General features: G+C 41.4%; 9 protein-coding genes. 5 read left to right on the top strand and 4 right to left on the bottom strand.

The window, feature by feature from the left end; all coding sequences use genetic code 11:
* The first annotated feature begins 8 nt into the window (after positions 1-8).
* The 3 genes from QOL76_RS09720 (at position 9) to QOL76_RS09710 (ending at position 4,617) form a co-directional block, all read left to right on the top strand.
* Positions 9-1,919: an ulvan lysase-like protein gene (locus tag QOL76_RS09720; RefSeq protein WP_283412764.1), complete on the top strand. Its 1,911-nt coding sequence runs from the start codon at positions 9-11 to the stop codon at positions 1,917-1,919.
* A 16-nt stretch (positions 1,920-1,935) separates the two neighbouring features.
* Positions 1,936-3,456, top strand: coding sequence for a sulfatase (locus QOL76_RS09715; protein ID WP_283412763.1), 1,521 nt, complete (start codon positions 1,936-1,938; stop codon positions 3,454-3,456).
* A gap of 315 nt (positions 3,457-3,771) precedes the next feature.
* Positions 3,772-4,617, top strand: a complete 846-nt coding sequence (locus QOL76_RS09710; RefSeq protein WP_283412762.1) for a hypothetical protein — start codon at positions 3,772-3,774, stop codon at positions 4,615-4,617.
* A gap of 186 nt (positions 4,618-4,803) precedes the next feature.
* On the opposite strand, the gene QOL76_RS09705 is transcribed toward QOL76_RS09710, so the two are convergent.
* The 4 genes from QOL76_RS09705 to QOL76_RS09690 form a co-directional block, all read right to left on the bottom strand.
* A complete protein-coding gene (locus tag QOL76_RS09705) occupies positions 4,804-6,378 on the bottom strand; it encodes a carbohydrate binding domain-containing protein (RefSeq protein ID WP_283412761.1) in 1,575 nt (524 codons plus the stop codon).
* An 11-nt stretch (positions 6,379-6,389) separates the two neighbouring features.
* A complete protein-coding gene (locus QOL76_RS09700; RefSeq protein ID WP_283412760.1) occupies positions 6,390-8,108 on the bottom strand; it encodes a RagB/SusD family nutrient uptake outer membrane protein in 1,719 nt (572 codons plus the stop codon).
* 18 nt (positions 8,109-8,126) lie between these two features.
* Complete coding sequence (locus tag QOL76_RS09695; protein ID WP_283412759.1) at positions 8,127-11,249, bottom strand: SusC/RagA family TonB-linked outer membrane protein; 3,123 nt, start codon at positions 11,247-11,249, stop codon at positions 8,127-8,129.
* Positions 11,250-11,593: 344 nt separating this feature from the next.
* On the bottom strand, positions 11,594-13,162 hold the full coding sequence (locus QOL76_RS09690; RefSeq protein WP_283412758.1) for a tetratricopeptide repeat protein: 1,569 nt from the start codon (positions 13,160-13,162) through the stop codon (positions 11,594-11,596).
* 504 nt (positions 13,163-13,666) lie between these two features.
* Here QOL76_RS09690 and QOL76_RS09685 point away from each other — a divergent pair.
* Positions 13,667-14,869: a glycoside hydrolase family 117 protein gene (locus QOL76_RS09685; protein ID WP_283412757.1), complete on the top strand. Its 1,203-nt coding sequence runs from the start codon at positions 13,667-13,669 to the stop codon at positions 14,867-14,869.
* Positions 14,870-14,892: 23 nt separating this feature from the next.
* Complete coding sequence (locus tag QOL76_RS09680; protein WP_283412756.1) at positions 14,893-15,909, top strand: zinc-dependent alcohol dehydrogenase; 1,017 nt, start codon at positions 14,893-14,895, stop codon at positions 15,907-15,909.
* The last annotated feature ends 16 nt before the right edge of the window (positions 15,910-15,925 follow it).

Here is a 15,925-nt window from a genome sequence, read left to right as displayed (position 1 = left end):
CGACTGAAATGAAAAGAAGGGAATTTATCCATACTACAGCATTGACTGGTATCGGTCTATCGCTGCCATTTGCTAATCTTTTTGCCAAAGGGGATCCTGTCACTTTTCACTCAGAAGAATATAGAGATTTGGTTTTTAGTCTTTTAAAGGATTGGTGTGATGGGATGATTAAGGTTCAAATTATTAATCCTTCTGATCCTAAAGTTCACGGTTTGCTGGATTGCCCAGCTTGCGAAACCATACACGGAAGGGTGTCTGATGCTGTTTACCCTTTTTTCTATATGGCTGAGGCAACTGGAGAAAAGAAATACCTGGATGCGGGGATTGCCGTGTTTGAATGGAGTCAAAATGTCTCCCAACCTGATGGTAGTTGGACAAATGATGTAAATCCCAATTCTTGGAATGGGACTACCGTATTTGGTGCAATAGCGCTGGCTGAGACTCTGAAATACCATGGGGATTTGCTGGAAGCCGACCGTCGCCAGAATTGGACTGATCGCCTTGGCGAAGCGGCAGAATTCATTTATAGGAAATTCCCCACCATCGATGCCACTAACGTGAACTACGGAGCGACCAATAGTTATGCGATGAACCTGATTGGGAATTTGCTGGATGAGCCCAAGTACATAGCCCTCAGTAAAAAACTTGCTGCGGAGGTCAAAAAGTATTTTACTGCTCCCAATTCATTATTGTATGGTGAGATAAAACCTTCTGCTCACAAATTAAGTGGAAAAGGGCTTCCAGGAGTGGATTTGGGGTATAATGTGGAGGAGTCGCTGAATAGCCTGGTCATGTACGCTTTGCACGAAAAGGATGAGGAATTGCTCGGGATTTTGCAAAAGTCTTTGGCAAGTCATCTGGAGTTTATGTTGCCTGATGGAGGTTTTGACAATAGTTGGGGCACGCGAATGTTTAAATGGACCTATTGGGGCAGCCGAACCTGTGATGGATGCCAACCCGCATTTAGTCTGATGGCTGGTTATAATCCAGCTTTTGGGACCGCAGCATTCAAAAACACAGAATTACTCAAACGATGTACGGCTGATGGATTACTTCATGGTGGTCCACATTACGTTTCACATGGGATCAAACCTTGCGTCCATCACACATTTGCCCATGCCAAATCACTGGCGGTGATCTTGGATCATTGGGATCAAATGCCAACAATAGATCAATCGAATCCACTTCCTAGAGCCACGGCTGATGGGCTAAGATATTTTGAAGAATTGGATACAGTCCTATTTTCAAGGGGAGATTGGAGAGGAACTGTTTCTGCCTATGATGCTCAGTATTATCCTAAAATGGATCTCCGGCAAGCTACTGGCAATTCTTTAGGAATGCTTTATCATACTAAAGTAGGCTTGCTTTGTGCTGCAAGCTTGGCTGTTTATAGGTTGATGGAGCCTTTAAATCAGCAAGATGCTCCCGGAAAAGATATTGCCCTTACACCTCGCTTGGAGACTTTTCAGGTAGGTGAATGGTTTACCAATCTTTATGATTTGCCAGCCTCTTTTTCTACAGAAGATCAAAACGGAGAAATCCGTATATCGGGAGATGTTAAGTTAAAAAATGAAGCCAGGGAGATTTTACAAGGGTCCGCTTCTGACTTTAGGATCACCTATATCTGTTCCGGGAAAGGCATGCAGATCAAGGCAGAAACTAGGCAAGCATTGAAGCAACAAACCTCATTTACAATCCCCATTATTTCCAAAAATACTGAGCCAGTCGAACAGCCAGAGGATCATGTGATCATCATTACCAAACCTGAGGGCAAAGTAAAAATTGAAGCAAATGTCCCGCTGACCATTATAGAAACAGAGAAAGGCAGGACTTTTAATATGGTGCCCGGCGTGGAAGCCCTGCCAATTCGAGCAGAGCTTGTATCTGAGTCTGTTGAATTGACTATAAGTGTGATTTAAACTGAGTGCTTTAGTTATGAAAATTATAGGTCGTTTTGTTTTAGTACCACTGGCTCTATTCGTTTGGATTCAGGCTTCATTGGCCCAATCAAATCAAGAGAAGTCATCTAAGCCCAATGTCCTGTTTATCTCCGTTGATGACCTAAACAATTGGATTGGGTTGCTCAATGATTACTCTGATACCAAAACTCCCAACATTGATAAATTAGCGGCCAAAGGTGTATTATTTTCAAATGCACATAGCCAAGCTCCTCTGTGCGGCCCTTCACGGGCTTCGATCATGACTGGATTGCGTCCCTCGACTACTGGGATCTACGGGATGATCAGTGACGAAAAAATCAGATCTGAAAATTCAACGACCTCAGAATTAACTTTTCTCCCAGAGTATTTCAAGGAGAACGGATATTATACCATGGGAATTGGAAAGCTGTTTCATGACCATGCCCCAGAAGGACTTTTTGATGAGTCGGGAGGAAGGGAAAAAGGTTTTGGACCTTTGCCTGATGAGCGATATGTGTGGGACGGTTATGGTACCTCAGATCGCAAAAACTATGGACGTACCAGTACCGATTGGGGAGCTTTTCCTGAGTACGATTCTCTGATGCCGGATCATCAGTCGGTGGACTGGGTGATCGAACGATTAAACAAGGAATATGACAAGCCCTTCTTTATGGGCTTGGGATTTTTGAGACCACATGTACCGCTCTATGTACCTCAAAAATGGTTTGACATACACCCTCTGAGTGAAATTCAAGTGGCTCCTTACTTGTCTGATGATCTCAATGATATTCCAGAAGTTGGACTTAAGATCAATGATTTGCCCATGATGCCCTCTACCGAGTGGGCGATTGAATCCGGAGAATGGAAGAAAATAATCCAAGCCTACTTGGCATGTGTCAGTTTTGTAGACTACGAGATCGGACGGGTAATGGATGCTTTAGAAAAAAGCGGGCATGCCGACAATACCGTGATTGTCCTATGGTCAGACCATGGATATAGACTGGGGGAGAAAGGGACTTTTGCCAAGCATGGCTTATGGGAATCTGCCACCAAAGCCCCGTTGCTCTTTGTCGCACCAACTCTACCAAAGGGAAAAGTGATCGACTCTCCTGCTGAGATGCTCTCGATCTATCCGACGCTCTTGGAACTATGTAGTCTGCCGGCATATGATAAGAATGAGGGTAAAAGTCTGGTGTCAACCATGCAAGGAAAAAGTCATGAGAAAAAGGCATTTGCCCTTACAACCTATGGAATGAATAACCATGGAATCAAGGCTGATGGTTTTCGGTACATTCAATATGAAGATGGGACTGAAGAATTGTACGACCATACGATTGATCCCTATGAATTTTCTAATCTCGCAGGTAACCCAACCTATGCAAAGAGAATCAGGAAAATGAAGAAGCTATTGCCAGAGTACAATTCCACCTGGGACCCGAACTCTTCCTATACTTTTCAGCCCTATTTCGTGGAGCAAAAAGCCCGGACCAGCGGCGCAGATGGCAAGACAGTGAAGGTGATAGGAGCTGATAGGTAAGGGATTCCTACTCTTGATTATTTTAGTTTAGTTGGATAGCATTTGAAATACCTAAATTAGCCCACCGCCTATGCCCTAAAGTATAGGATGAAAAAGGATGCAATTCAACTGAGAAATAGCGCAAGGCTAGAGCTATGGGTATTAACATGGCATAATAGATAGGGTTTGATGTTAGAAAAGTAAAGGCATATGTCTGGGTTTTTTTTAACTTCAAACTTTAGGTCTTTCCACAGAAAAAATACCTGGAGTTCTCATGCTGTCCTTGAGGGATTTAGCAAATACATAAGCCATTTAAACCTAATAACTTAACCCAAGATGAAAATCAAATTTTTACTTACGATGACCATTGCCCTAGTGCAATTATCATTTCAAACTATTGCTGGAGATAATCCTGGAAAACTTACAGATCGATTTGATATTAAAAAAGACTTGTTGTTGCTTCAACTTGATTGCAAAACTGATGTAGACGATCTGCATACCCTTGCAGCTTTTATGACTTTGGTTGCGAATAAGGAATACTCCAAGCTCAACTTTTATCCCATTGCCGGTACCTATGGAATTCAGAAAGGGCTTTATGTTCCACCAAATGATTTGTTTAATCTAGCCTTCGGGAAAAATTGGTCAGACGCTGATGCGGACTTCAATCAGGCTATCAAAGAAACGATGATTCAGGTAAAAGCTGCACTTTCTAAGCAAGGAGATATATGGATAGCTGAGGCAGGCCAGTCCGATTTTTCGGCTGCACTGGTTAAGGCTGTTCAATCCGAGATGCCGACGATTGATGTTTCTCAGCGTATTCATGTAGTTCAACACAGTGATTGGAATGAGGAATCTACTTCCCCGGAGGCCTTGGGATTTGTCAAGAGAACTACTGACTATCACAAAATACCTGATGGAAATGCAGTAGGGAATGGTTCGCCAGGTTTTCAAACTTCTGAGCAACTTGATGTTGAAGGAATTATGTCAAATAAAAAATTGAGCAAGATTTGGGAGCTTGCAATTGATATTTCTAATGAATACAATGGAAAAGACGGGAGATATAATAACAAAGCTGTTGCCGCTGGTGGTTTAGATTTCTCTGATCTTTCTGAGGTTTGCTATATTTTAGGCTTGGAGAATATAAAGGATGCAGAGGATTTTTTTGAAAAGTTCGCGGATTGATAAGCCTACTTATTTAAAGTAAAAAAGTTGTAGTACAAATGAAGCCCGGGTATTCTGGCTACTTTATTACAACAAATGGGATGTATTAACTATTTCGGTTGGAATCCTTTCCCTTAAAAAAGATAGGGGTGGCCATTCATATGTTTGGCCACCCTTATACTGTTGAAACCCAATCTCCTTATTTACCTATTGTCTTAATTTTGCTTCTGAAATAGAAATGTTGTCCATGTAAAACTTGATAGTCTGGGCATTTCCTGCGTTGGCACCACGGATGTTGATGTTATAGTTTCCAGTGTTTGCAAACTCCACTAGAGTAGAACTGTACACCCATTTTCCAATTTCAAAATCTGCAGAAAATTCAGGGTTTGGACCCACACCCCAGTTTGTGTCAGGTGCCCAATAGAACCTCAAATCTGGAGGATTTGCTGCAGGGTCGCTGTTTCCCAGGTCTTCCATATACACCCAAACTCCGATTTCATAGGTTTTTCCTTTTTCCACTGGAAAAGTGATCGGTACATTAGCATTGTCGGTGTGGCCTATGATCATGCCGCCATTTGGTTCCATGGTAACATAGGCGCTCTTTTTGCCATCGTATGATTTGACTGTACTAAGGTTGAATTTATACTTATCCCATGGCGCTCCCCACCATTGGTAAGGCCAATTAGTAGCCATTGAGTTTTCAAAGCTGTAGTCAAAAGCAGTTTTCTTAAGGATGTTTTCTCCTATGAAAACTACCGGGACAGCTTCAAAATCATCAGATTTCACACCATCTGCTGTAGCCAATTCTCCTTGAGTATAAGAGACTGTGACTATATCATCATTAAAGATGGATTGGTTGTCCAATGTCAAAATCACAAAGTTTCCTTCATTTGGATCCAAAGTGGCTGAAGAAACTGAAGTTGCTATTTGGTTACCATTATTTATAATATTCACGGTGAAATCAGCAGGATTTAGCGTGTTTCCATTCATCTCTCTGCTGAAGTTTAATGCAATTCCACCGGCTCTTTCTTGAGCACCTTCCAAGGAGACTGGCTCGGTAGATGGAATGATTTTTAGAAAATTTTCTAACGCAAAAACAAATTCACCCTGAGGTCTATCTCGTGAAGCGATTAATTCAAAATCAAATTCGCCAACTTTCTTATATCGAACATCAAGCGTTTCCACCAACTCCTCTGAGTATGGTGGGTCACCTCCGTCTAAATTCCATTGGTATTGTGCAGGCTCACCTTCAGAAGTAACGGTATATCTGATGAAATTCCCAGCCATCACCTCATTGAGTGCGCCATCTTGAAGATTGAGTGCCTCACCTACAGTGCCATCGCTGTTTATGATATTAGCAGTAATAGCCAATTTCACTTCTCCTAGTACTTTCACTACAATTGTGGTATCGAGTTCTTTTCCGCGCTGTTCTAATCCCACAAAAGCATTGTCTTTGAACACCTGATGAAGTTTAACTTCATGTTCGCCGAGCATTTTGAAAGTTGTTTTAACCGTAGCTTCGGTCGAGGTAACGTCGTTGTCAGAGCCTTCGATATCGACTACACCTTCTGGAAATGTCCAAGTGCGTGACACTACACCTGATGAAACGTCTCCGAACGCGAGTTCTCCATTAATTTGAATGGTATTTTCAAAATCCATTTCGGAGGTAAAAATAACCTGATTGCTTGCCTCATTCAAGTTCATGCCTTCATAAGGATCTTCGCATGATTGTAGCAACACGGCCACCATCATTAGTTTTATGATATAGATATATTTTTTCATTTGAGTCGGGATTAATTACCTATTTGATTATTGTTTTGGAGTTCCAAAGCAGGAATAGGGAAGTAATTGTGTACGGTAGGAGAATAATTGGCTGATGAAAGCAAGAAATCAGGTCTGATCCTTTCTGCGATGAAAAGAGGTTCTTGATCAAAAATGGAAGCTTTGTTTGCCTCTCTCCATACTTCATCCTGGCGAAGCTCATCAAAAACCTCCTTCACTATTCCCCATCTTACAAGGTCTTTCCAACGATGCCCTTCAAAAGCTAGCTCTAATGGCCTCTCCACCCGGCGAATATGGGTCATGATGTTATCCGCAGTAGGAGCGACCATTGGTTGAGTCCCATGAACCTGCTTGCTGATATGAAGCTGCGGGAATGTATTGCCGTTTTCAGTCAAGTATTGCCTGATAGTGACCACGCCCGATCTAGCTCTCACTAGATCGATGTATTCAATAGCTTCATCCACAGATCCACCTGCATTGAGCAGCGCTTCAGCGTACATGAGATACACATCGGCTAAGCGGATATGTCTGAAATTTATTCCAGATCTAGCATTGCCATCTTCATTTGGTAGGTGATACCAATTTGTGTGTTTTTTGATATAAGCACTTTGTCCAAAAGCCCATCCGCCACGTGTGCCGATTGGTAATTGGTAATACAATCCTTCACCATTGATAGGAACTACGGAGGCAGACATTCTTACTGATTGGGTGTTGTCTTTATTGATAGAGTTGTTTGGATCTACCTCGTCATTTACATATAGTTCATGGAGGTAGTAGCTAGGCAAAAGCGTGTTATACGCACCGAAATTCAATTGTCCGAGTCCCGTAGCAATAGCTGTAGCTTCTGCCCCTGTTCTACCAGGATCATCATCTACCACTGACCCATTTGCGCCCGGGTTGATTTCGCTATTGTATGCCACTTCGAAAATTGATTCCTCATTGAATTCATTTTCTTCGGAGAAGTTATCTCTGATTTTTGGAGTCAGTGCATACACTTTAGAATCAATTACACTTTTGAATTCTGTTGCCGCTTCAGACCATTTTTCTTGGAATAGCAAGGTTTTACCATATAGAGAAGTTGCGGCTCCCCAAGTAACTCTTCCTTTATTTTTATCATCCCAGGATTTAGGTAAATGAGTTTTTGCAAACTCTAAATCTGGTAATACCACCGTGTTTAGGATTTCTTCCTTTGTGCTTGGAGGCAAATTGAAATCTTCATCAGTCACGGGTATTTCCGTTCGGATGACCGCTTTTCCGTAGGTATGTGCTAACTGGAAATAGAAGAATGCTCTAAGAAATTTAGCTTCAGCCTCAATTGTCTCTTTTTCATTTTCAGCAAAAAGGCTAGGATCAGCTTCTTGTATTTGGTTGATCACTTGATTGGCTCGGAAGACTCCGATGTAGAGCTCATTCCACTTGTCAGTTACTTGATCACTGGCGTCGTTATAGGTAAGGTTTCTGTAGGCGGTAGGTCTATACCAGGATTCGGTGCCACCTATATCTCCGAGGATCATCTCATTAATCAAACCTGCTCCGCTGATAGATTGGAACTGTAACGCTCCATAGACAGTAGCAAGCCCAGATTGGAATTGCTTGGATGTTTCCCAAAAGGTATCGGTAGTTATGGCATTTGGATTTGTTTCTTCCAGAAAATCTACACCACATCCGAAGAGAAGCATTGAAGATAAGGCGATCGATGCAAAGGATCTTTTATATATTTTGAGTTTCATTGGATTGCTTTTTTAAGATTAGAATTGGATCTGAACACCGAAAATGAATCTTCTGGATACCGGGTAATTACCCTGGTCTACACCTCTAGTGTTAATACCATTTCCCCCCACTTCAGGATCATAGCCAGTGTATTCGGTGAAAGTGAATGGATTCATAGCGGTACCGTAAATCCTCGCTTTATTCACTCCGATCTTGCCAGTAGCAGAAAGTGGAATTGTATATCCTAGCGTAATATTTCTGATTCTGAAGTAAGTGCCATCTTCCAAAAAGAAATCAGATCTCGCTCTCACGTTGTTGTGGTAATCATCTCCTCGATCTGTAGGGATATCAGTGTCTGAGTTTTGCGGAGTCCACATGTAGTATTGATCTAGGTGACGGCCTTGGGTATAGGCATAGTATTTAGCGCCGTTGTACAATTTTGCGCCATAGGAAAAGTAATTTTGTACAAACAGATCAAAGCCTTTGTAGTCAAAATTTGTACTCAAACCTATGTTGAATTTGGCTTGACCAGAACCCGAGTATACACGGTCGTTTTCATCAATGCGGTTGTTTCCGGCATCAGGAATCCCATCTCCATTAGTATCTTCAGTCATCTGATCTTTGTACATCATATCACCGATCTGAGCGCTTGGGTTTATTTTCTTATAGTCCGCTAGTTGCTCTTGGGTTTTTATTATTCCATCATGCTGTACTAAAAAGAATGCTCCTGCTTCATAGCCTACGGCAAAGAAAGTCGTGTAATCCACGTTTGGACCAAGGGAAGAAGATGGCTGTCCATTTCCATACCCTCGTTCTATTCCTTCCAAATCAGTGATTTCATTTACATTTTTAGTAAATGTAGAGGCGATATTCCATTTGAAACCTGAGGCATATTCTGTTCTATAGGATAGTGAAAGTTCAATCCCTTTGTTAGTCATGTTTCCAGCATTCACGATAATAGGGCTGTATGTCCCAGTTGCGCCTGGATGGAAAGCTCCACCGGATGGGGGAGTTGCTCGTGGCAAAAGCATGTCCTGCTTGTCGTTTTTGTAAACGTCAGCAGTGAAGTTTAATCTGTTTGAGAACATGGCGAGGTCTATACCAAGATTTGAAGAAATACTAGATTCCCACTTTACATTAGGATTAGAATACCTTCTCTGAATAGCTCCATTGTATAGTTCTTCATCCAAACCGAAAATGTAATTCACACCACTTTCAATCTGGCTGGCATAGGTATATGGAGGAATGCTTTGATTTCCTACTTGAGCATAACTTCCACGGATTTTGAAGTTATCAATGAATTCAGTATTTCCATTTCTGAAAAAACCTTCTTCTGAAATATTCCATCCTGCGGACACACCGAAGAAGTCACCATAAACATTGCTTTGACCAAAATTTGAAGAGCCATCTCTTCTAAAGCTTCCAGAGATCAAGTAGCGCTCGTCGTAATTGTATTGCACTCGACCCATCAAACCGCTCAGTGAATTGGTATAGTCGAAACTAGTCGGCTTAGTCGCTTGCTGTCCTGCTCCCAAAACAGGGGTTTTATTGCTCAGAAGTCCAATAATTCCTGTTCCTATTTGCTTGGAAGTGAATTTCTCCCATGATGCAACACCAGTTACATTTAGCTTATGCTTGCCAAATTCTTTTGAATAGGAAAGAATGTTTTCTATTGTATTTCTCTGTGAGAAAGTGAATTCTTCATTTAGAAGCGCATCTTGTCTAGAAGCTGTAGGATTGAAAGAACCATCTCTATTGGTAACCAAATATTGAGGTCTGAAGAAATTTCTGCTATAGTTATATGAGTTGCTACCTAAGTTGATTTTATAGCTAAGGCCCTTTAATATTTCATATTCTAAATTCAGCGCGATGTTGCTTGTGTTGACTTTTCGCTCATCCACATTGTCAAGTTCTCTAGACAGGTAGCTGTATAGAATAGCATTGTCTACAGGGATTTGCACATTGTTTTCTCCTACTGTCTGTAATGAATTAAGAGGAGCTAGCCATGGACGCTGAGCGATGGAATATTCATAAAGTGACCAAGGTTCTTGAGTTCTGTTTTCCTCTGTGTAACCAATACTTGTGAATGCTTTGAATTTCCCTCTATTAAATTGGGCTGTAAGTCTATTGCTAAGCCTGTCAAATCCAGAGTTGATCAAAATACCATCCTGATTGAAGTAGTTAGAGTTGAAGTTTACCGAAAGATGCTCGGTACCACCGGATACGCCAATTCCATAATTCTGAATAAGTGCATTGTTATTTTGCACATCACTTACGAAATCCGTGTCATAGTCCAATGCGTCTGGGTTGAAAAAGAAGATCAGGGGATCACGTCCTAAAGCTTCCAGTTTTACCTCTTCAGCATACATCTGCTGCTGAGAATTCATCAATGGAGTACCTGAGGTGATATTTTGTACCCCAGCGTATGCGTTGAGGTCCACTACGATGTTACCTTTTTTTCCTCTTTTGGTAGTTATCAATATTACCCCGTTGGATGCTCTGGTGCCATAGACAGAAGCTGCTGCTCCATCTTTTAGGATATCCAAAGACTCAATTTGATCTGGAGAAATATTTGGATTGCTTTGATATGGGACTCCATCCACTACATAGAGTGGTTCCAAAGCGCCCATCAGTGAGCCTACTCCTCTAATTTGGATATTAGCTGCTTGACCTGGACGGCCACTTGCTGCTTGCACATCCACACCAGCCACTTGTCCCTGTATCGCTTCACCCACGTCAGATACAGGCGCTTTAGAAATAGCATCTGCCTTGATTTGCGCTACTGCGCCGGTGATTTCTTTTTTGGTTTGTGTACCGTAGCCGACCACTACTACTTCATCCAAACTCTGAGTATCCGGAGTCATCTGCACATTGATTTCAGATGCATTCCCTACAGTCCGTTCTACTGAGTTAAACCCGATGAAAGTATATACTATTACATCCCCTTCTTTTGCAGAGATAGAATAGTTGCCATCTACATCAGATATGGTGCCTGTGGTAGTGCCTTTTATTATAATAGATGCACCAGGTAGTGCCATTCCAAGATCATCAATGATCTTTCCTCTTACTTGCTGCTGTGCAGATACAAATGGTATCCATAAGCACAACAAAACAAGCGTTATCGGGAGGGTTTTCCTCCAGCAGTAAAATTGTTGTTTCATACGAGATTTTGAGTTTAGGTTAATATTGTTTTGGTAGAAAAATCAAGGATGTCTCTTATGTTGCTAGAGTCATTTCTGATCTTAAAACCTCGGTCAATGTAGAGATCCTGAACAATACAAGCCATTTTTCAAACTCGATTAAAACTGAACAAATCAATTAAAATATCGATTGCGAAGCCTTTTTTGGCGGTTGATGACTCGACGGGATATTTTTTTATCTCAAATCCAGCTCAAATGCTTGGATTCTTTATAGACAAAAAAAACACTGTCCCAGTTGAGCCAGTGTTTAGATTTAGAAGGGAAGAATATGTTTGTTTCTATATATGTTTAAAAAGAAATAGCCATTAGAACTGAGCTATAAATTCGGTAAGATTTTCGGTTCTGTCGATTGAGAACTTTTTTCGAAGTCTATACCGGGAAGTATGAACACTTTCTATAGATATTCCTAACAGCGATGCCATTTCCTTACTACTGAAATTCAGCTTAACGAGAGCACAGATTTTTAGATCAGTTTGGGAAAGTTCTGGATATTGCTTTTGCAGATTTTCGTAGAAACTTTGGTTGATAGCAGTGAACCTAGCTTCAAATTCCTTCCAGTTACTACCCGGAGTTCCCTGAACCGATTTTATCATCCGCTTTAGACTATTCACATCTACCAATCCTTTGTCATCAGAAAGGTTGTTTTTGAGTTTATCTATAAATTCATCTTTTTCTATAAGTTGCAGTGCAGTAGCTGTCAGCTCCTTGTTCTTCAATTCCAAAATCTCACTACTCTTCTGCCGTTCCATTTGCCTTCTTTCTGCCAGTGCTGATTTCTCCAAAAGGTGTTTTCTACGAATGTTGCGAACTAGCAAGTACCCATAAACTACCAGAGAGACCAGAACTACACCTAATAGCCATAATTTTAAGGTATTTATTCTTTCTTCGTTCTCTAGTTTAGCAATGTGTTGCTCCTTGATCAATTCTTTTTCCTTTTCTTTTTGAAGCCTGTATTGGTCATTGATTGCAAAAAGATGCTTGTTGTTTTTACTATCAGGACCAAAAATCTCAGCGTTTATCTCATTGACTTCCTTGGAGTGCTGATATGCACGTGGGAAATCATTGGTGAGCGCATAGATTGAAGCCAAAGCTTCGTGTGACATTAATTTATAATTGGAATGGGATTGAAATTGCTTGGAAAGTTCGAGAGCTTGATTGTATTCCGCTGCGCTTTTGGCCAAATCGCCCATATTTCTAAATACATTCCCAAGCATGGTATGGATCACGATTAAGTAGGAGCGGTCATTTTTTTCGAAGAATTTCTGTGACTCTGCCAGCTTTTCGAAAGCACTGTCGAAGTCACCTTGCATGCCGTCTAGATAGCCATCTTCTGCCACCACATAGTTCATAGGAGGATTGCCTATTTCCTTCTGAAGTTGATAGCAACTATCAAGATATTTAGCAGCTGTAATGTAATCTCCGTTGACGCGGTAAAAGTTAATCAGTGAGAAATAGTCACTTATTATATAAGTTGCATCAATTATTTTTAGCTCATATAACTCCTTATTAATAGTAAGTCCAAGATTGAAATACTTAAGAGCTTCTTCATCGCGATGATAAAAACTATATAGCCACCCCAACTCTTGATATATTTTTGCTTTGAATAGATTGTTGTTGATTTGATCCGCTAAAATTAAAGCTTCCCAATAGCCATCGTATGAATTTCCATAGTCGAGTAAATGGGCATACATACTTGATAATTCATTCAGTGAAAGTATCAAATTCACTGTGTCTTTATTATCTCGGTGTAGTTCTATCGCATTTTTTAACTGAAGAATTGAACTGTCCGAATTGCTGTACTTAAGTTCATTGGATTTAAAGGGGTTTTCTCTGCTTGTAGAGTTGCTTTGCGCAAGACTTGTCAGGTTCGTCAAGATTGTCAAGACAAAAACAACACAAATCAAGGGGGTAATCGCAACGATTTTTGAAGGCTTGCTATAACAAAGGAATGATGATAATTCGAAATGAAATTGATTCATTTGGCGTATTTGGGCTTGTTTTGGGTTGTATTGACTGTTTTTTACAAAATATTCTAAAGTGAAGGCCGCTTCGGAATATTTGTAAGGACAATTTATAGATCGTCCAGAATAATTTTTTGCTTTTTCAGACTTTTTATCGCCTTGTTCAGTTTTTGTCTAGGTGGATTCTGGGGTATTATTCTTTTCAAATCTCATATTTGTTCAAAGCGAAAGGATATAAAAAATGTTTTTCTCGACGCTTCCTTTTGAAATGAAGCTTATAAAAGTGCCTGATTTTGATGTTGGAAATTTAGACAACTTTTTGGCTGGATGATTTAATGAAATAAATATGTGTTGGTTTCAGATTATAATCTTTTTTCAAAGTAAATAAGTAAGTAAAACCCAAAATGAAAAATATATATGAATTACAAATCACTTCTATATTCCTTATTAGGAGTTATGTTTTTACAGGCTTGTGATCCTGCATCAAAAAAAGAAATAGCTACTTCTGAAGAAGAAATCACTGTCAGCCCAGAGCAATTAGACAAACTTGGAATTACTAATGCAGATCATCTTAGTGCTGCTTCTAAACGAGCATTGAAATGGCCAAATATCGGTAATGAGTGGTTTATTGAGTTTTCAGGTCTTCAACCTCTCAAAGGTGATCTTGCTTACGAAGAAGGTGTAGTTCGCAGAGATCCCAGCGCCATGATCTTTGAAAATGGTAAATATTACGTCTGGTACAGTAAGAGTGTCGGGCCGACGGATGGATTTGCAGGCGATATAGAGAAGGACAAGGTTTTCCCTTGGGATCGATGCGATATCTGGTATGCAACCTCGGAAGACGGTTGGACTTGGAAGGAAGAGGGGATGGCTGTAGGTCGAGGAGAGCCTGGGGCTTATGATGACCGTTCGGTATTTACTACTGAGATTATGAAACACGATGGGGTGTACTATCTGACCTATCAAACGGTAAAATCTCCCTACACCGTCCGCGTAAAAAATCAAATCGGACTGGCTTGGTCAGACTCTCCAGATGGTCCTTGGACCAAAAGCGAAGAGCCCATTCTGAGCCCGGCTGACAACGGTATCTGGAAAGGCGAGGAGCAGGATCGCTTTGCAGTGGAGAAAAAAGGTGATTTTGATAGTCACAAGGTTCACGATCCCTGCATACTTCCTTACAAAGGGAAGTTCTATCTCTACTATAAAGGCGAGCAAATGGGCGAAGAGATCACCTTTGGTGGTCGTCAGATCCGGCATGGAGTGGCTATAGCCGACAATCCAAAGGGTCCTTACGTCAAGTCTGAATTCAATCCCATCAGTAATAGTGGTCATGAGATCTGCGTGTGGCCATACAATGGCGGAATAGCTTCGCTGATCACGACGGACGGGCCTGAAAAGAATACGATTCAGTGGTCGCCTGACGGGATAAATTTTGAAATAATGTCCTCCATCCAAGGAGCGCCACATGCCATCGGCTTGAACCGGACGGCAGATTCAGAAAAGGAACCTACGGAGATCCTTCGATGGGGACTTTCCCACATCTACAACAGCTACAATTACCAAAGTATCATGAGGTTTTCGTCAGCACGAAAAACGACTCACAAGGCTAAAGGAGAGTAAGCAAACCTAAAAACAAAAACATTTTGAAAGCAACAGTTTACAATGGCAATCAATCCTTCACTGTGATTGAGAAGGAAATCGACGCGCCAAAATCAGGAGAAGTCCGCATCAAAGTCGCCTATTCCGGCGTCTGCGGCACAGACGTTCACATCTTTCACGGCATGATGGACAAGCGGGTAAGCATCCCCCAGACGATTGGTCATGAGATGTCTGGAGTGATCGACGCAGTCGCAGACGATGTCACCGGATATGCAGTTGGTGAAAAAGTAGTGGTTCGTCCTCTGGACGATCGCTTGGTAAAAGCATCTGACAAAGGCTTCAATCATATCTGTGAAAAATTAAAATTCATCGGGATCGATAGCCCAGGTTCCATGCAGCAATACTGGAATGTTCCAGCGTTTGTGCTACACAAGCTTAAAGCTGAAACGGACTTAAAACTTGCCGCTTTGATCGAGCCATTATCTGTAGCGGTACATGACGTACGCATGTCTGGATTGGTGGCAGGAGAAACAGCTGTCGTACTCGGCGGAGGCCCAATTGGCCTTCTTGTGGCACTGGTAGCTAAGGAAGCTGGTGCAAAGGTCATCATCTCGGAAGTGAATGAAACCCGAATCAAGATGGCTGGAGAATTTGGTCTTCAGGCGGTTAATCCTACCAAAATAGACCTTGTAGAGTTTGTGCGAGAGCAAACGGAAGGAAGATTGGCAGATGTCGTATTTGAGGTCGCGGGAGTTCAACCGGCTTTGGATGTGATGACGGAAGTAGGGGGAATCCGTGGCAGGATCGTGATGGTGGCAATTCACGGGCAGAAAAAACCGGTGGATTTGTTCAAGTTTTTCTGGAAGGAATTGAAACTCATCGGAGCCAGAGTTTATGAGAAAGAAGATTATGAAAAGGCAATTGAGCTGGTAACTGCGAATGAGCTTCCTTTTGAAAAGATGATCACCGACGTGCAGCCTCTTTCCAACATCCAACAAGTATTTGAATCAATTGACAAAAATCCTGAAGGCCTGAAGGTATTGATGGATTGTCAACTTTAATTTTTAAACCCTAATA

This window comes from Algoriphagus winogradskyi, assembly GCF_900182815.1.
Taxonomy (GTDB): Bacteria; Bacteroidota; Bacteroidia; order Cytophagales; family Cyclobacteriaceae; genus Algoriphagus; species Algoriphagus winogradskyi.
Note: the sequence above shows the minus strand (reverse complement) of the source record. Positions and strands in the feature narration are given on the sequence as shown.